The organism is Kribbella pittospori, from assembly GCF_004331465.1.
Taxonomy (GTDB): Bacteria; Actinomycetota; Actinomycetes; order Propionibacteriales; family Kribbellaceae; genus Kribbella; species Kribbella pittospori.
Genome location: NZ_SJKB01000004.1, coordinates 649,545 through 666,357 on the forward strand (window position 1 = coordinate 649,545; position 16,813 = coordinate 666,357).

A 16,813-nucleotide genomic window follows, 5' to 3' on the forward strand; every position below is an offset into this window, starting at 1 on the left:
CTCTCCAGCCGACTCGCCCGGGAGGACCACCCGCCCTCCACTATCAGTGATGTATTTATACCATAGGAGATGGTCAGCGAAACTGGGGAGAGAGGAGCGTCATCCCGATGTCGAGCCACGCGGCGCCCTCGACGGTCTATGTGCTCGGGGCCTTGACGGTCACCGACGCGGACGGTCGTCAGCTCGGCCCGATCCCGGCCGGCCGGGCCGGGATCCTGCTGCGCCGGCTCGTCGCCGCGAGTGGCGCGGTCGTGGAAATCGATGCTCTGGTGGACTCCCTCTGGGACGATGACGCTCCGCACAGCGCCGACCGCGTGATCGCCTCGCTGGTGAGCAGGGTGCGCCGGGCGGTCGGATCCGACGTCATCACCGGCTCCGCGTCCACCGGCTATCGCTTCAACTGCGGACGGGCGTGGACCAGTGACCTCGGCCTCCTGGAGGAGCTGACCAAGTCCGCGCAGGCCCGCGCCGCCCTGAGCCCAGCCGTGACGGTCACCGCGGCACGCCGCGCCTTCGGCCTGCTCACCCGTGGCCATCCCGAGCTGCCTCCCGCCGTCGCCCAGCGGACCTGGGCCGAGGACCAGCAGCGCCACGTGGACGCGCTGGCCCGCCGCCTGAACCGGGCCAGCTGGGATGCGCAGGCCCGGCTCGGGATGTGGAGTGAGATCGAGAACCAGGCCGAGTCGGTCCTGTCCCGCTTCCGCCACGACGAGCAGGCCGGCCGCGCGCTGATGAACGCGCAGTGGCACCTCGGCGACCGGGCTTCGGCGTTGCAGACGTACGACGAACTCCGGCTCGAGCTGCGCCGCGAACTCGAGGTCGAACCGAGTCCGGAGACGGACGCCCTGTTCAGCGCGATCGTCAGCGGCGCCGACCCCGGACCGATCCTCATGCCTCGCCCAGCGTCCGTCGCGGGAAGCTCCACCCTGATCGGCAGGCAGGACGAGTACGCCGCCATGGTCGACCGCTGGCATGTCGCGGCCGCCGGTCAGGCCGGGTCGATCGTCGTCACCGGCAGCCCTGGTTCGGGATGCTCCTCGCTCGCGCAGGAGCTGGCCGACTACGCCGAGCGCGGCGGCGCGCGAGCAATCAGGGTCGACTGCTTCGAGGGCGAGCGATCCTCACCGCTCCAGCCGCTCCTCACCGTGCTCAGCCGGATCCTTCTCTCCACCGCTCCCGACGCCCTGCCGGCCATGCTCGGCTCCTGGACGGACACCGCGGTGGAGCTGGTGCCGGATCTGCGTGACGTCGTGGGCGTCACGGAGTACCGGCGCGCGAGCCCGGAGATCGAGCATCGGCGGATCCTCAACACGCTGCGCCATGTGCTCGCGACCGCGGCGGAGGATCGACCTCTGCTGCTGTACTTCGACGACCTGCACCTCGCCGGCACGGCCACGGTGGAAGCACTTCAGTGGCTCCTCCACACGATCGACGACGTACCACTCCTCGTGGTGGCGACCGTTCCGTCCGACCGCCTGGACCCAGAGCTGCGCGCGCTGGCCGGCAACGGCGTACTCGTCGAGCTCGGACCGCTCGACGAGTCGGACGTTGCGTTGCTGGCACAGCAGGCGGGGAGCGCGACCGAGGCAGCCTTCGTCTGGGAGCTCACCCAAGGCCACCCGATGTTCGTGGTCGAGGTCCTCGCCGCGCTCACCCGCGGCGAGAACAAGGCGGAGATCCCCGGCACGCTGCGCTCGATGGTTCTGGACCGGGTACGGCGCAGTGGCAGCGACGTCGAGGAATTACTCCAGTCCGCATCGGTGATCGGGACCGCCTTCGACGTCGACACCCTCGAGCAGCTCGTCGGCCGCCCGGCGGTCAACCTCATGCCCACACTGCAGAAGGCGATGGCCGCCGGACTGCTTGCCTCCCGCAACGAGTTGTTCGTCTCGTCTCCGCCGATCCTGGGCCAGGCGCTGTACGACAACCTGCCCGGACCAGTCCGGGTCCTGCGGCACCGTCAACTCGCGGAGATCTTCTCGGCGCGGCCGGAACTGCGGGCACATCACCAGCAACGAGCCGGACTGACCGAGGCCGCGGCGAGATCGTGGTACGAAGCGGCCACACTGGCCCGCCGTTCGTTTGCGAACGCCGACGCCGTACGCCTGTTCACGAACGCCCTCGACACCGCCCGCCAGGCAGACGACCAAGAGCTCGGAGGGCTCGCGCTGATCGGACGCGGCGCGGCCCGTGAGGAGCTCGGAGACTTCGACGCGGCGACGGACGACCACCAGGAGGCCGAGGCGATCGCGGTCGCCCGAGGTGACCGCTCGCTCCGGGCGACCGCGGTCGAGCGGCTCGGCTGGACGGCGTACTACCGGCGCGACGTCGAGGAGGCGGTGGCGCGCGCGGACGAGGCCTCCCGGATGCCCGGCGCCCGGCCGAGCGCGTGGAACCTGCTCGGACGGACCAAGCATTGGGCGGGCGACTTCGATGCGGCCCATCGCGCCTACGAGCGGGCGTTGAACGAGAACGGCGACGAGGACGGCGCGGTGAAGGCCTCGGTGTCGAGCTGTCTCGGCGCCCTGCTCGCCCACGCCGACCGGTACGGCGAGGCCATCGAGGTGCTCGACGATGCGGTCGCGGTCTCGAACAGCATCGGCGCGTTCCATCCGCTGCTGCGGGCGCTGTTCTTCGCCGGCCTGGCCCGGGGCAACGCCGGAGACCTCTCGGGCGCCTTGACCGTGCTGCAGACGAAGGCGCAGATCCTGGAGCGGTACGACGTCTCGTTCTACCGCGCGCGGACGAACACGACCCTGGCCTGGGTGTGGCGCGAGCTGGGCGAACCGATCCGGGCGCACGAGTTGTCGGAGCTGGCCCTCAGTCAGTCCCGTGAGGTGGAGGCGGGCAGCCTGCAGATCGAGCAGGAACTGCATGCCCTGTGCTCGCTCGCGGACAGCGAGCGTCTCGACGGCCAGGCCGACCGCGCAGCCGAACGCCTGGAGACGGCCGGGCGCCTGATCGAGCACTGGCTGCCGTTCCGGTGGCGAGCGGATCTGCGGGTCCGCGAGGTGGCCTGCCGGATGGGACTTCAGGACCCTGAAGCGCTGCTCGAGGCCGCGCGTGCAGCCAGCTCACTCAAGTACCAGGCACTGGCCTTCCACCTGCTCGGACGCGGCGAGGAGGCAGCCACTGTCGCCCGCCAGACCGGTTCTCTCCTGCTCCTCGGTGAGGTCGGGGCTCCCGACGAGGCACGTACGGCGCTGCGTCGACTGGAGGCGACGCTCCCCCGCCAGCTCAGGTCGTGCTTTGCGCAGGCGGGGCGGCTGCCGCGCGCCAACTCCTGAGGGTGCCGGCCGCACTGGCGGCCAGTCCGATCCCCCAGAGCAGCGCAACTCCTGACGATCCGCCGATCGCCGACACCGTGGCGACTGCCTGGACGAACTCCGGCTGATCGTGCGCTGCCGCGCGCGTCATCAGATCGTGCACCGGCGCCAGGCTCTGACCCTGTGCCGCCCACTGGAGGAACGACCGGCTGAGGTTCGTCGTGGCCGCAGCCCGCGCAACCTCCGACAGACCGTGCGGATCGTCGCCACGCCAGGCATGCACGAGCAGGATGCCCGCGAGGACGTCGTCGCCGGTCGGCGTCAGGCCGCCGCCTCGGCCTTCGAGCAGTTCCTTGGCCGCGGGCAGATCGTCGGTGGCCACAGCACGATGTACCGAATCCCAGCAGGAGTGGAGATCGTCGGGTACGGCGAGCCGGCCGCGCATCGCATTGAGTGCGGAAGCAGCCAGCTGGAGGTCCCGCGGGCTGGGAATCCGTGGCCTGAAGAGAGCAGTCCCGGCCAGGTCGATCTGCCACTCGGTCGAGCGCAAGCGCCCGCCATCGCGCCAGACGGCGAGTCCTTCCGGCACCCGAGCGGGCGCCTGCTCGACGATCAGGTGGATCGGTCCGGGCGCGACAGCAGGTCCGGCCACGGCGTACATCCCGCCGTGGACCTGCACGTAGCAGCCGTGCCGGAAGGTGCCGACGACGGTTCCGTACGCGCCGTCGGGATGGGCGGCAGCGACGCCCGCCCCGGCGACGATCGGCGCTAGGTGGCTTGTCACGCGTCAGGCGCGAGACGTCGGTCGAGATCGAGCAGGGCGTCGGTGAAGCACTCGATCGGAGCCCAGGCTACGCCCGCACCGACCTGTCCGGTGCCGGCGGTCGCGTGGATGATGCCGGTGTTCACGGCAGGGGTGATGCCCAGCTCGACCACCTTGCGCACGTCCACACCGACCGGCGTACCGACGTTGTCAAGGATGGGCAGCCGGAACCGTGGGCTCTCCCCCGCGCAGATGCGCTGCATGCTCCGGGTGGCCGCGATCGCGTGGGACATCCGGCCACCGAGGAAACCGGCCACCGCGGGCGAGTTCGCCGCCGCGGGTCCGCCCAGTCCGACCAGCTCGAGTACCGCACTGTCACCGATGTCCGGCGCGCTCGTCTCTGGGCCGAAACCCGGGTAGTACAAGGCGTCCTGGATCGGCGGCGAGGGCGCGAGGAACCAGTCATCGCCACTGCCGGCCAGGCGCACGCCGTACGTCGTCCCGTTGCGCGCCATGGTGGTCACGATGCTCGACTCGCGCACCTCGCCGGCCCACTCCACCAGCGACTTCGCCGCGGCCATCGCCACGTTGAGGAACATCAGGTGGTTGCCACTCAGGAAGGTCGCCACCTCGGCCGTCGCGGGGTGCGTACCGCGAACCAGGTACGGCAGCAGGTCGCGCAGGAACAGGTTCGTCGTCGCCTGCACCCGCATGTGTACGTCGTCGCCCATCGGAACGCCCTGCGCGGCGAGCGCGAACGCATCCACCGGCCCGTGGTTCGACAGCGCTTCCGCGAGCACCGGTCCCACCTTGTCCCGGACGAAGCGGATCCGATCGATGGCCGCGTCGCTGTCCACGCCGAACCACTGCACGGCCCCAGATCCCTGGTTGATGCTCGAGTACGCCGTCACTCCGCCCAGCTCGTTCTGCACGACGTACACCGGTGCGGACGGACCGATCGAGGTCGCCATCGGTACGACGGTCCGATGCTCGTTGGCCGGCGCCAGACGTACGTCGCCCGACTCGACCAGCTGTCCTGCCGCCTCCACATCAGGAGCCCAGCCCTCCGCCACCACGGCCGCGCGCACCGAGCGCTGGAGTGGGTCCGGCATGTCCTGCCAGGCGATGGACGGGCCGCAGTGGAGGATGTCGCGCTCCCCCATGCCGGGGATGACGGCACCCGCGCGGTCGATACCGACCAGCAGCGGCACGCCGTCATTGAGCCGGCGGAGCACCTCCGCGTTCGCTTGGTCGATCCGGGCCGCCTGTGGGCCTAGCAGCCGGGACAAGGCCGCCACGGTCCGCGCCTCGCCGCCGCCCGGGATCCGCCAGTCCACGCCGATGACCGGCCGGCCCTGGTCGCGCAGCGCGCTCTCGAACAGGGGGAGCCCGATGTTGATCACATCAACGGCGGCCGGCAGCTCGACGACGGGAGTCTGACTCATCACGTGGCCTTTCCAGGGGTGGCAGCCGGAGCGGATATCTCTCGACCGATACGGACGTTTATTATAGGATACGAGTCATGACCGAGCCAACCCTCACCGGCACCCAGCCGGCGCCAGCAGTGGACGAGGTGGTGGCGGTCGTCCGTCAGCACGCGGGCGTGTCCGGGAAGGGCGCGATCGCCCAGGTGTCCGGCTTCGTCGACACCGGCGATCCCCTGCATGGCCCCGGTGACGACGGTGCCGTGGTGAAGCTCGACGGAGCACGCGCCGTCGTCTGCGGTGAGGCGATCTCGCCACCCTTCGTACGGTCCGACCCGTACGGCGCGGGCGTCGCCAGTGTGCTTGCCAACGTCAACGATGTCGCCGCGATGGGCGGTGTCCCGAAGGCCATCGTGAACACGGTGATCGGCCGTGACGCCGATCTGACCGAGGTGTTCCGCGGCATGTCCGACGCCGCGCGGATGTACGACGTACCGATCGTCGGCGGCCATCTGACGCGGACCGAGTCGGACACCTCGTTGTCGGCGTTCGCCCTCGGGCAGGTACGGTCACCGCTCTCGATGGCCCACGTACGACCCGGTCAGGCCGTCATGTTCGCGGCCTGCCTGAACGGCACGATGCGCGCGGACTTCCCGTTCTTCACCTCGATCGAGGAGCAGTCCGAGACCCTGGCTCGCGATGTCCGGTTACTCGCCCAGGTAGCTGACGACGGCCTGGCCGTTGCGGCGAAGGACGTGTCGATGGCAGGCGCACTCGGATCGCTGGCCATGCTGCTGGAGTTCACCCGCCACGGCACCCACGTCGACCTCGACCGGATGCCGGTGCCGGCCGACACCGACCCGTTGCGCTGGCTGATCGCCTTCCCGACGTACGCGTTCTGGCTGACCACTCCGGCCGAGCGCGCGGCCGACTGTGCGGCGGTGTTCGAGGCCCACGACCTGGTTTGCGCTCAGGTGGGCGAGGTGACCGAGGCAAGTCTGCTGACGATCGGATCCGGCGGCCGGAAGGCGACCCTGATGGACCTGGCCACCGAGACGATCACCGGCCTGTGGGCCTAGCCGGCCCGCAGGTCCTGTACTTCGATGAGCGGCTCGAGCACGAGCTCGTCCGGTCGGCCTGGCCAGGTAGTGGCCGGCGCCTTCGTCAGGTCGTAGACCATCGGCTGATGAGGCAGCCCGCAGTACGGCGCTGCGGCGCCCGCGCGTGTCCAGCCGAGACGCTCGAAGAAGCGCACATTGGGCAACTGGATCTGCGCCAGCATCTGCGCACCACCCAACCCGCCGGCCGTCGCGACCGCGAACCGCACGAGTTCGGCCCCGACCATCGACGACCGATGCGAGGGCAGGACGGCCAGCCGGTCGCCCTGCCACAACTCGCCTTCCAGCGGATACAGCCGCACAGTGCCCGCCGCGCAGGACCCCTGGGCGGCGAGCACATGGATCGTGTTCGGATCACGGTCGTGCGCATCGAGATCGGTCATCTCCATGATCCGCTGCTCGAGCACGAAGACCCGCTGACGGATCGCGTAGTGCCTGGCGAGATCCCGTCCGACTGCTCGCCAGACGCCGATGTCGGCCGCGCGCGCGGTCATCACGCACTTCGCACCGGGAGGCGGCCGGGCATGCCCAGCTGAATGGTTCGCTCGAGGGATCCCAGCGCCGAACACGCCTGACACCGCGCGCAACCCGCCGAGACCTTGTCCGCGGTCAGTCCCCGCTTGACCAGCTCGGGCGCCACCTCCCGGGCGATGCTCTCGGTGTAGGCACGGCTCGGCGGGACGGACTCCGCCATCAGGCTCCCCGGCACCGGGCGCAGCGGCACGATGAACGGATAGACGCCGATGTCGATCGCCCGCTTGCAGCCGGCCAGGGTGACCTCGGGATCCTCGCCCATACCGAGGATCACGTACGTCGACACCTGGCCTTCGCCGAACCGCTCAACGGCGTACTCCCAGGTCTCGAAGTACCGCTCGATCCCCGTACGTGCCTTCGGCGGAGCGACCCGGGCCAGCACCTCCGGATCGAACGACTCGACGTGGATGCCGAGCGAGTCGATGCCCAGACTGTGCACCTTGTCGATGACGGCCAGGTCGGTCGGCGGCTCGAACTGCACCTCCACCGGCAGCCCGGAGGCCTCCTTCATCGCGTGCCCACACTTGCTGACGTAGTACGCGCCGCGGTCCTTGCCCCAGGTCGATCCGGTGGTGAGCGTGATGTCCACGGCACCATCGAGGTCGCGGGCGGCGACGGCGACCTCGGCGAGCTGCTCGGGTCGCTTCACCTTGACCGTGTTGCCGGACGCGAGCGAGACGCCGATGCCACAGAACTTGCACTGGTCGTCGTTGCCCCAGTAGGCACACGTCTGCAGCACGGTGCTCGCGAGCGAGTCCAGATGCATCAGCGCAAGCTTCCAGTACGGCGTACCGTCCGCTGTCTCCATGTCGTAGAACCGCGGCCGCCCAGCCGGAGTCGCGGAAGCCAGGCGCACCCCGTCGCGGTAGATCCCGTGCCCGGAATCCTCCCTCTCGAGGGAGTACGGCGTGTTCGCGACGTACGCAGCGTCGACCGGGACCGTGACAGGCGTGCCCTCGACCCAGATCATGCCCGCGTCCGACGGCCCGGCACCGCCCGGCCTGCGCTCCAGCGGGCCGCTGACCGTGAGCCCCTTCTCCTGGAGCTCGAGAATCAGGTCACTCAGCCGACTGCCGTCGTCGACGGTGGCGATGGGGGTGCGGGTCTGTGCCGTCTGGGTCACGGGAGGTCCTTCCGAGCGTGTCGACGTGGCCGAAGGTTCGCGGAGCGCAATTGACCTACCGTATCTCCTGACCGATACATTCGTCTATCATCCGATACGTTCGGCCGCGGCCGTCTCCTCCACCACCTCACGCAGCGCGGCCTCTCCGCTGCGGAACGACGCACTGTCGGAGTACGTGAGGTCCGCGATGCCCGGATCGTCGTCGACGAGATCGCCGGTGTGCGGGTCGAGCCGGACGACCGTCAGAGTGCGAACCGCCACCCCCGTGGTCAGATCGGGCTGCACGGCGGCGACGATCGCGAGACCTGACCCGAGATGCATCCGGGTGGAGCCGTAGGGATCCGCGAACCCGGCCAGCAGATCACCGGTCTCGTGCAGGACGACCCAGTCGGCACCATCAGACCTCGCCGCGGCAATCAGTTCGGTCCTGGCTCGCCTGGTCTCCTCCGCCTGCAGGGCGGCGTGACGCAGCGCAAAGGCAGCACCCGCGACCTGATCCAACGGCAGTGCACCGAGCGTGAGTCCCGTGCCATCCAGCGCGCCGGCCACGATTTCAGCGGCCTGCGGCCAGCGATCGACCAGCTCATCGGTCGACCTCACGCCACCCAGTTCGTCGACGATCGCGCGGACCAGCCGCACCGCGAGCTGATAGCGCTCGACGTCGCCGCCGCCGATCGAGTACAGGCTTTGTTCCGAGGCTCGCCAGGCGGATCGGATCGCACGGGCGGTCATCTCGTCAGTCATCGCAGTTCTCCCTGGTCGGTCGCCTCGACATCTACTATACGACACGTCCGTCTGCTATGTTGTGCCATCCGAACGAGGCGGACGCACAGCCGACGTGCACGACAGTGGGAGCCGGATCTATGAGCGACATTGCGGTCATCGCCCTCGGTGGCAACGCACTCACCCGCGAGGACCAGCGGGGCACCTTGGACGAGCAGTACTCGAACGCACTGGCGATGGCCAAGTCCGTCCGCTCGCTGTTGCGCAAGGGCTGGCAGATCATCATCGTGCACGGGAACGGCCCGCAGGTCGGGAACCTCGCGATCCAGCACGAGGAAGGTGCCCGGCTGGTGCCGGCGCAGCCGTTGTTCTCCCTCGGCGCGATGACCCAGGGGGCGCTGGGAAGCCTGATCTGCCTGGCCCTGCACGAGGTGTGCGGCCGCGAGATCTCCGGCGCGGTCTCCGTCATCACGCACATCGTCGTCGATCGCGACGACCCCGCGTTCGCCGCCCCGAGCAAGCCGATCGGGCCGTTCTTCGGCCAGGCCGAGGCCGACCATTTCGCCGCCACGCGCGGCTGGACCATGGTCTCGGACGCGGGTCGCGGTTTCCGCCGGGTCGTCCCCTCCCCCACCCCACAGGCGATCCTCGAGGCGAACGCCGTCGCGGCGCTGACCCAGTCGGGTCACATCGTCGTCGCCGCGGGCGGCGGCGGCATCCCGGTGGTCGAGGAGAACGGTGCCTACCGCGGCGTCGACGCGGTCATCGACAAAGACTTCGCCGCGGAGCGGATCGCCGTCGCGGCGAACGCGAACGCCCTCGTCATGGTCACCGGCGTGCCGTCGGTGAAGCTCGATTTCGGTACGCCGCAGGAACGGTCCGTCGAGCAACTGACTGTCACCGAGGCCCGCCGCCATCTGGCCGACGGGCAGTTCCCGCCCGGAAGCATGGGCCCGAAGATGAGCGCCGCGATCAAGTTCGTCGAAGGCTCCGCCTCGGTCGAGCGGCCGCGCTTCGCGGCCATCACCACCCCTGAACTCGTCTACGCGACCCTCGACGAACCGCACGGAATCGTCGAGGGCAGCCGTGGCACTCGGATCCTGACCGAGGACGTCCCCACCCCTGCCACCACCAAGGAGCTGGTCGGATGAGCACCCGCGTCGCCGTACGCAAGAACTCCTACAAGGACAGCGTGCGCCTGCTCGAGGCCACCCGCGCGATCCTCGGATCGCCCGGGGTGTCCTGGGGCTGGGCCCTGATGGCCACCCCCGCCAACCTCGAGACCCTTGCGGAACAAGGCATCGCCGGTGATGTGGAGGGCGCGGCCGCCAACGACCTCGTCCTGGCTGTCCGGGCCGAGGACGACGACTCGGCAGCGGCTGCGCTCGAGACCGCCTCGGAGACTCTCTTCGCCGCGACCGCACAGGAAGCGAAGGGCGACGTACCGAATGCGACCGATCTGGGCCAGGCGCTGGCCGAGCGGCCGGACGCCAACGTCGCCATCATCTCGGTGCCGGGCTCGTACGCCGCTCTGGAGACGCACAAGGCGTTGACGGCTGGTCTGAACGTCCTGCTCTTCAGCGACAACGTGCCGCTGCAGGAAGAGATCGAGCTCAAGGAACGCGCCCGCGACCTCGGCCGCCTGGTGATGGGTCCGGGTGCCGGTACGGCGATGATCGCCGGCGCCGGACTCGGGTTCGCCAACCGCGTCAGCGCCGGACCGGTCGGCATCGTTGCCGCAGCCGGGACCGGCGCTCAAGAAGTGATGAGCCTGCTGGACCGCTGGGGCATCGGCGTCTCGCACGTCATCGGCGTCGGCGGCCGCGATCTCTCCCCCGAGGTCGGCGGTCTGATGGCCGAGTCGGCACTGCGCGCGCTCGATGCGGACGAGCGGACCCAGGCGATCCTGCTGGTGTCGAAGCCGCCGTCGCGTGAGGTCGCTGAACGGCTGCTCAAGGTGCCGACCAAGCCCACGGTCGCCGCGCTGATGGGCCTGCGGGACAGCCTGTCCACTCCCGATCACGTGACAGTGGTCAACACCCTCGAACGAGGCGCCGCCGAGACGATCGCTCTGGTCGGCGGATCGACTCCGGACCTGGTGCAGGGGTCGGCTGAGCAGGTTGCAACTTTGATCACCGGGCTGGCGCCGACGCGACGCAAGGTCGTCGGTCTCTACAGCGGCGGAACGCTCTGCTACGAGGCTCTGACGATCGCCACCGACCACCTGGGGGCGATCCACTCCAACGTCCCGCTGGACAAGTCACTCACCGTCGACTCGGCGAAGCCTGACTCGCATCTGTTCCTCGACCTCGGCGAGGAGGAGTACACGGTGGGCCGGCCGCATCCGATGATCGACCCGCAGGCCCGGATCGAGTTCCTCGAGCGCCAGGTCGACGACGCCGGTGTCGCCGCGGTTCTCCTCGACGTCGTGATCGGCGACGGCGCGCACGACGATCCGGCCGGCATGCTCGCGCCCGCGATCGAGAAGGTGACAGGCTCTGGCGCCATCGTCGTGGCCTACGTGCTCGGCACCGAGCTCGACCCGCAGGGGTTCGCGTCCCAGCAGGAGACGCTGCGCCGCGCGGGTTGCATCGTCACCGAGACGGCTGCACGGGCGGCACTGGCCGCGTCCGCGATCGCGCTGCGCGACCCCGCCCTGGTTGCGGCGGAGCTGTAGGCGGTGGCTGCGGTGGACCGCCTCCGACTCGCACTTACGACGTACTCGGTCAAGCCACGCGGTGGTGTCGTGCACACCCTCGAGCTTGCGGAAGCACTGCAGGCTGCCGGGGTCGACGTGACCGTGATTGCGCTGTCCGACCAGGGCAAGGGCTTCTTCCGGGAGGTCGGCGTACCGGTGCGGCTGGTCGATGCGCCGCCGCCCGCGCCGACGTTGGAGGAGCGGGTGTTCCAGTCGATCGCGACGTTGACCGACTTCCTCACCGAGATCGGCGACCAGTTCGACATCGTGCACAGCCAGGACTGCATCTCGGCCCGGGCCGCCGCCCGGGTTCGCGACGCGGGTACGCCGTTCCGGCTGATCAGAACCGTCCACCACGTCGACGACTTCACCACGCAGGCGCTGATGGACTGCCAGCGCAACGCGATCCTCGAGCCGGACGACGTACTCGTGGTCAGCAAGCTCTGGCAGGACCTGCTGCTGCGCGACTACGGAGTCGAGGCCCGCATCGTCACCAACGGCGTCCGCACCGACCGGTTCGGCGCCGGTGTCACCGAGCTGCGCCGCAAGGAACTGCGTGAGCGGATCAACGCCGGCGACCGCTTCGTCTACCTGACCGTCGGCGGCATCGAGCCGCGCAAGGGCACCGCCTATCTCGTCGAGGCCTTGGCCCGGCTGAAGGCGACGCACCCGAATCCGCCGATGCTGGCGATCATCGGCGGACATTCCTTCCAGGACTACCGGGCCTACCGCGAGAAGGTCCTCGACTCGCTCGAGCCGAGTGGGCTGCAGCTTGGTACGGACGTCGTTCTGCTCGGCACTGTCTCCGACGAGGAGCTGCCGGAGTGGTTCGGTGCCGCGGACGGCTTCGCGTTCCCCTCGATGAAGGAGGGCTGGGGGTTGGTGGTCCTGGAGGCGATGGCCGCCGGACTCCCTGTCGTCACGTCCGACATCGACGTCTTCCACGAGTTCCTGACCGACGAGCAGGACGCACTGATGACCGGCGCGGGTGATACAGCCTCACTCGCCCAGGGTCTGGCGCGTCTGGTCGACGACGAAGCAACCCGGCAGCGGCTGGCCCGGCGCGGGCCGGCCGTCGCCGCGGCGTACCCGTGGTCCGTCACTGCCGAGCAACACCTCGAGGTCTATCGCCGAGCACTCTCATCACCCACCGAAGGAGAGCCCGACACATGAGCAATGTGACCACCACGGCCGAGCGCATCCCGGTCTGGGCGTATCTGATCGCCGTACTGTCGTTGATCGCCTTGTATCTCATCCTCCAGGACAACGGCGCGGTGCTGTCCACCGTCGCGCCGTACGTCCACGAGTTCACCCACGACGGGCGCCACATTCTCGGCGTGCCCTGCCACTAGGGACGCCGCGATGAATCCCTGGCCGTCAACCTTTCGTGCCTCACTCGCCGGCGGACTCGCGGCGGGTGGGGTTGCCGCGGTCTTCAGCTTCGTGGTCGTCGAACCCACTGTCCGGCTCGCCCTCGAGGTGGAGGAGAGCCGGGCCGCCATGGAGCACGCTCACGAGGCTGAGCTCGTCTCGCGCGGACTGCAGCAGGTCGGCGGTGCGATCGCGGTGATCGTCGCCGCTCTCCTGCTGTCCGTGCTGTACGCCGTTGCCCTGACCCGCTTCCGCCGTTCGTCGAAGCTCAGCGACCTGACCAGCGCGCTGGTCGTGGCCGGAGCGGGCTTCACGATCTTCGCCCTCGCCCCCGGCCTCAAGTACCCCGCCAACCCGCCGGCTGTCGGCGACCCGGACACGGTCACCGAACGCACGCTCCTGTATGCCTGTGCAATCGCCATCGCGGCTCTGACGGTGACGGCGCTAGTAGCTGTCACCCGCACCGCCCAGCGGCGCGGGTGGTCGACCACTCGCATCTCCTGGAGCATCGTCGGTGTCGTGGCTGCCGGTTGCCTGATCCTCTTCGCCGGACTGCCGGCCGGCCCCGACGCGATTCCCACTGACGTCGGAGCCGGCCTGGTCTGGCAGTTCCGGCTCAGGTCACTCGGCACACTGGCCCTCCTCTGGACCACCTTGGGCCTGGTGACCGGCACCCTGCTGGCCCGGGCGCATCAGAGGGTCGCGCCGACGTGGGCGACGAGATCGGCAAGCCGGTTGGAGTAGCCCCACTCGTTGTCGTACCAGCCGACAACCTTGACCTGGTTGCCGATCACCTTCGTCAGCGGAGCGTCGAAGATGCAGGACGCGGGATCGGTGACGATGTCGGACGAGACGATCGGGTCGGTGGAGTAGCGCAGGTAACCCTTGAGGTCTCCCTCGGCCGCCGCCTGAACAATCTCGTTCACTTCCTCGACGGACGTCTCCCGTGCCGCGTCGAAGGTCAGGTCCGTCGCCGATCCGGTCGGCACCGGGACCCGGATCGCGTACCCGTCCAGCTTGCCCTTCAGCTCGGGCAGCACGAGGCCGATCGCCTTCGCAGCTCCGGTCGACGTCGGTACGACGTTGATCGCGGCAGCCCGCGCCCGGCGGAGGTCCTTGTGGATGTTGTCCTGCAGGTTCTGGTCGGCGGTGTAGGCGTGGATCGTGGTCATCAGGCCCTTGGTGATCCCGAGCCCTTCGTGCAGGACCTTCGCCATCGGTGCCAGGCAGTTCGTAGTACAGGAGGCGTTCGAGATCACCGTGTGCGCGTCGGCGTCGTACTGCTCGTGGTTGACGCCCATGACGATCGTGACGTCGTTGTTGGAGGCCGGCGCCGAAATGATCACCTTCCTGGCGCCGCCGCTGTCGACGTGCGCGCGGGCCAGGTTCGCGTCGGTGAAGAAGCCGGTCGACTCGACCACCAGGTCGACTCCGAGGTCCTTCCACGGGAGCTTCCCGGGATCACGTTCGGCCAGGGCGACGATCGACGCGTCACCGACGACGATCGCGTCGTCGCTCGACCGGACGTCGGCGTCCAGCCGGCCGAGGATCGAGTCGTACTTCAGCAGGTGTGCCAGCGTCGCCCGGTCGGTCAGGTCGTTGACGCCGACGATCTCGATGTCGGCCCCGCAAGCGCGGACAGCACGGTAGAAGTTGCGGCCGATCCGGCCGAAGCCGTTGATGCCGACACGAACAGTCATGAAGCGAGCCTCCAGAACTCGGGAATTGGGGATCAGCGGGTCTTGGCCTGGCGGTCGAGCAGGCGCCAGAGCATTGGGGTGAAGATCAGCTGCATGGCCAGATCCATCTTTCCGCCGGGGCAGACGATGGTGTTCGGGCGCGACATGAACGAGTCGTGCAGCATCGACAGCAGGTACGGGAAATCGATCCCGCGCGGGTCCTTGAACCGGATCACGAGCATCGACTCGTCCGGCGTCGGGATCGTCCGCGCGATGAACGGATTGGACGTGTCGACCACCGGCACCCGCTGGAAGTTGACGTCCGTACGGGAGAACTGCGGGCACATGTAGTTCACGTAGTCGTGCATCCGCCGCAGGATCGTCTCCGTCACAGCCTCGGTCGAGTAGCCGCGCTTGTCCTTGTCCCGATGCAGTTTCTGCGTCCACTCCAGGTTGATCACCGGCACGACCCCGATCAGCAGGTCGGCGTGCCGCGCGATGTCGACCTTCTCGGTGACGACCGCGCCGTGCAAACCCTCGTAGAACAACAGGTCCGTATCACCAGGGAGCTCAGCCCAGGGCGTGAACGTCCCAGGCTCCTGCGAGTACGGCGCTGCCTCCTGCTCGTCGTGGAGGTACTTGCGCACGCGGCCACCGCCGCTCTCGCCGTACTGCCGGAACAGGCCTTCCAGCTCTTCGAAGAGGTTGGCGTCGGGACCGAAGTGGCTGAAGGTGTGATCCCCTTCGGCGAACGCCCGGGTCATCTCGTCCTTCATCCCCATCCGGTCGTAGCGGTGGAAACTGTCGCCCTCCACGAAGGCGGCGTTCACCTGCTCGCGCCGGAAGATCTGCTCGAAGGTCCGCATCACCGAGGTGGTGCCGGCTCCGGACGAGCCGGTGATCGCGACGACAGGGTGCTTGGCTGACATGGGACCAACTCCTCAGGCGGTGGCGCGGTACAGACCGCGGAAGCCGTACAACGGATTGCCATGCTGCTCAGGGTCGCCGCCGGACTCGGCGTGGTACTGCTCGATCCGGTCGACCTCCTCGCGCGAGCCGAAGATCAGCCCGATCCGTTGGTGCAGCCGCGTGGGCTCGACCTCGAGGACGCGTTCCCGTCCGGTGATCGCGCGGCCGCCGGCCTGCTCGATCAGGAACGCGATCGGGTTCGCCTCGTAGAGCAGCCGGAGCCGGCCTTCCTGGGCGGGGTCCTTGGAGTCGCGCGGGTAGAGGAACACGCCGCCGCGGGTCAGGATCCTGTGCGTCTCCGCCACCAATGAGGCGACCCAGCGCATGTTGAAGTCCTTCTGCCGCGGACCCGTCGTACCGGCCAGGCACTCGTCGATGTAGCGCTGTACGGCCGGCTCCCAGAAGCGGCGGTTCGAGGTGTTGACCGCGAACTCGGCCGTTGCCTCGGGCACCTTGATGTCCTGCCGGGTCAGGAAGAACTCACCCAGCTCGGGGTCCAGCGTGAAGGCGTGTACGCCGATGCCCACCGTCAGCACCAGAACGGTCGACGGACCGTAGATCGCGTAGCCGCCGGCGACCTGTTGGGTTCCGGGCTGGAGGAAGTCGGCAACCTCGACGTCAGGCCCGGTGACGGGAGCGGCCAGGATCGAGAAGATGCTCCCGACCGACACGTTGACGTCGATGTTCGAGGAACCGTCCAGCGGGTCGAACACGAGCAGGCAGTTGCCCCGCGGATGGTGCGCCGGGATCTGGTACGGCGCCTCGAGCTCCTCCGACACCATGCCCGCGACGAGACCACCCCACTCGTTGGTGCGCACGAAGATCTCGTTGGCCAGCACGTCGAGCTTCTGCTGCTGCTCGCCCTGCACGTTCGTGGCACCCGCGGCGCCGATCACGCCGGTCAGCGCACCGGACGCGACCCGCTTCGAGATCGCCTTGCAGGCCAGCGCGACGTCGAGGATCAACGAGTCGACCTCCTCGCTCGCACCGGGGTGCCGGCGACGGTCCTCGGTCAGGAACTGGGTCAGCGTCTGGCGTTCGGTCAGCATGGACACTCCTCGCGGCAGGGGTGGGCTGCCCCGAGCACACCATTGCCCCGGCGACGCGGCATCCACCCGAGGGGTGACCGCAGGGGTGGGAGCCGT

The 16,813-nt window shown here is 69.0% G+C and carries 15 protein-coding genes; 7 read left to right on the plus strand and 8 right to left on the minus strand.

Features of this window, described 5'->3' with window-relative positions:
• The first annotated feature begins 107 nt into the window (after positions 1-107).
• Entirely contained in the window at positions 108-3,287 is a 3,180-nt protein-coding gene (locus E0H73_RS16605; RefSeq protein WP_131356390.1) for an ATP-binding protein, read from the plus strand.
• Here E0H73_RS16605 and E0H73_RS16610 read toward each other — a convergent pair.
• Together E0H73_RS16610 and E0H73_RS16615 are read right to left on the minus strand one after the other, a co-directional pair.
• The gene (locus E0H73_RS16610) at positions 3,238-4,050 is read right to left on the minus strand and encodes an oxamate carbamoyltransferase subunit AllH family protein (RefSeq protein ID WP_131356393.1); all 813 of its coding nucleotides are present in this window, start codon (positions 4,048-4,050) and stop codon (positions 3,238-3,240) included. The genes E0H73_RS16605 and E0H73_RS16610 overlap by 50 nt on opposite strands.
• On the minus strand, positions 4,047-5,474 hold the full coding sequence (locus E0H73_RS16615) for a YlbE family protein (protein WP_131356396.1): 1,428 nt from the start codon (positions 5,472-5,474) through the stop codon (positions 4,047-4,049). The genes E0H73_RS16610 and E0H73_RS16615 overlap by 4 nt, the downstream gene beginning before the upstream one ends.
• A 77-nt stretch (positions 5,475-5,551) precedes the next feature.
• Here E0H73_RS16615 and E0H73_RS16620 point away from each other — a divergent pair, with 77 nt between their 5' ends.
• Positions 5,552-6,532 (plus strand): AIR synthase related protein, encoded by a 981-nt coding sequence (locus tag E0H73_RS16620; RefSeq protein ID WP_131356399.1) that lies wholly within the window; start codon positions 5,552-5,554, stop codon positions 6,530-6,532.
• Here the strand turns inward: E0H73_RS16620 and E0H73_RS16625 are convergent.
• The 3 genes from E0H73_RS16625 to E0H73_RS16635 form a co-directional block, all read right to left on the minus strand.
• The gene (locus tag E0H73_RS16625; protein WP_131356401.1) at positions 6,529-7,065 is read right to left on the minus strand and encodes an MSMEG_0567/Sll0786 family nitrogen starvation N-acetyltransferase; all 537 of its coding nucleotides are present in this window, start codon (positions 7,063-7,065) and stop codon (positions 6,529-6,531) included. The two genes, E0H73_RS16620 and E0H73_RS16625, sit on opposite strands and share 4 nt — an antisense overlap.
• Positions 7,065-8,228 carry an MSMEG_0568 family radical SAM protein gene (locus tag E0H73_RS16630; protein WP_165555703.1) on the minus strand — a complete coding sequence of 388 codons (1,164 nt, stop codon included), beginning with the start codon at positions 8,226-8,228 and terminating at the stop codon, positions 7,065-7,067. The genes E0H73_RS16625 and E0H73_RS16630 overlap by 1 nt, the downstream gene beginning before the upstream one ends.
• Before the next feature lie 87 nt (positions 8,229-8,315).
• Entirely contained in the window at positions 8,316-8,972 is a 657-nt protein-coding gene (locus E0H73_RS16635; protein ID WP_131356405.1) for a hypothetical protein, read from the minus strand.
• A 119-nt stretch (positions 8,973-9,091) separates the two neighbouring features.
• Between E0H73_RS16635 and E0H73_RS16640 the strand changes: the two genes are divergently transcribed.
• From E0H73_RS16640 to E0H73_RS16660, 5 genes are read left to right on the plus strand one after another with little or no spacing between them, the layout of a single operon-like run.
• A complete protein-coding gene (locus E0H73_RS16640) occupies positions 9,092-10,102 on the plus strand; it encodes a carbamate kinase (protein ID WP_131356408.1) in 1,011 nt (336 codons plus the stop codon).
• The gene (locus E0H73_RS16645) at positions 10,099-11,628 is read left to right on the plus strand and encodes a protein FdrA (protein WP_131356411.1); all 1,530 of its coding nucleotides are present in this window, start codon (positions 10,099-10,101) and stop codon (positions 11,626-11,628) included. The genes E0H73_RS16640 and E0H73_RS16645 overlap by 4 nt, the downstream gene beginning before the upstream one ends.
• A gap of 12 nt (positions 11,629-11,640) precedes the next feature.
• On the plus strand, positions 11,641-12,822 hold the full coding sequence (locus E0H73_RS16650) for an MSMEG_0565 family glycosyltransferase (RefSeq protein WP_165555704.1): 1,182 nt from the start codon (positions 11,641-11,643) through the stop codon (positions 12,820-12,822).
• The gene (locus E0H73_RS16655) at positions 12,819-13,001 is read left to right on the plus strand and encodes a CbtB domain-containing protein (RefSeq protein ID WP_131356417.1); all 183 of its coding nucleotides are present in this window, start codon (positions 12,819-12,821) and stop codon (positions 12,999-13,001) included. The genes E0H73_RS16650 and E0H73_RS16655 overlap by 4 nt, the downstream gene beginning before the upstream one ends.
• 10 nt (positions 13,002-13,011) lie before the next feature.
• Positions 13,012-13,764 (plus strand): CbtA family protein, encoded by a 753-nt coding sequence (locus E0H73_RS16660; protein ID WP_131356420.1) that lies wholly within the window; start codon positions 13,012-13,014, stop codon positions 13,762-13,764.
• On the opposite strand, the gene gap is transcribed toward E0H73_RS16660, so the two are convergent.
• Genes gap through E0H73_RS16675 form a run of 3 tightly spaced genes read right to left on the minus strand, consistent with a single transcriptional unit; the run spans position 13,713 to position 16,717 of the window.
• Positions 13,713-14,720, minus strand: a complete 1,008-nt coding sequence (gene gap, locus E0H73_RS16665) for a type I glyceraldehyde-3-phosphate dehydrogenase (protein WP_131356423.1) — start codon at positions 14,718-14,720, stop codon at positions 13,713-13,715. The two genes, E0H73_RS16660 and gap, sit on opposite strands and share 52 nt — an antisense overlap.
• Positions 14,721-14,752: 32 nt before the next feature.
• Positions 14,753-15,628 (minus strand): phosphoribulokinase, encoded by an 876-nt coding sequence (locus E0H73_RS16670; RefSeq protein WP_131356426.1) that lies wholly within the window; start codon positions 15,626-15,628, stop codon positions 14,753-14,755.
• A 12-nt stretch (positions 15,629-15,640) separates the two neighbouring features.
• Positions 15,641-16,717 (minus strand): class 1 fructose-bisphosphatase, encoded by a 1,077-nt coding sequence (locus E0H73_RS16675; protein WP_131356429.1) that lies wholly within the window; start codon positions 16,715-16,717, stop codon positions 15,641-15,643.
• Positions 16,718-16,813 lie beyond the last annotated feature (96 nt).

Bases quoted from the DNA above. Each gene is read 5' to 3' on its own strand.
- E0H73_RS16675 (WP_131356429.1), bottom strand. From the start codon at position 16,717: ATGCTGACCGAACGCCAGACGCTGACCCAGTTCCTGACCGAGGACCGT.
- E0H73_RS16615 (WP_131356396.1), bottom strand. From the start codon at position 5,474: ATGAGTCAGACTCCCGTCGTCGAGCTGCCGGCCGCCGTTGATGTGATC.
- E0H73_RS16605 (WP_131356390.1), top strand. From the start codon at position 108: ATGTCGAGCCACGCGGCGCCCTCGACGGTCTATGTGCTCGGGGCCTTG.
- E0H73_RS16620 (WP_131356399.1), top strand. From the start codon at position 5,552: ATGACCGAGCCAACCCTCACCGGCACCCAGCCGGCGCCAGCAGTGGAC.
- E0H73_RS16625 (WP_131356401.1), bottom strand. From the start codon at position 7,065: ATGACCGCGCGCGCGGCCGACATCGGCGTCTGGCGAGCAGTCGGACGG.
- E0H73_RS16660 (WP_131356420.1), top strand. From the start codon at position 13,012: ATGAATCCCTGGCCGTCAACCTTTCGTGCCTCACTCGCCGGCGGACTC.
- E0H73_RS16645 (WP_131356411.1), top strand. From the start codon at position 10,099: ATGAGCACCCGCGTCGCCGTACGCAAGAACTCCTACAAGGACAGCGTG.
- E0H73_RS16635 (WP_131356405.1), bottom strand. From the start codon at position 8,972: ATGACTGACGAGATGACCGCCCGTGCGATCCGATCCGCCTGGCGAGCC.
- E0H73_RS16670 (WP_131356426.1), bottom strand. From the start codon at position 15,628: ATGTCAGCCAAGCACCCTGTCGTCGCGATCACCGGCTCGTCCGGAGCC.
- E0H73_RS16640 (WP_131356408.1), top strand. From the start codon at position 9,092: ATGAGCGACATTGCGGTCATCGCCCTCGGTGGCAACGCACTCACCCGC.
- E0H73_RS16655 (WP_131356417.1), top strand. From the start codon at position 12,819: ATGAGCAATGTGACCACCACGGCCGAGCGCATCCCGGTCTGGGCGTAT.
- gap (WP_131356423.1), bottom strand. From the start codon at position 14,720: ATGACTGTTCGTGTCGGCATCAACGGCTTCGGCCGGATCGGCCGCAAC.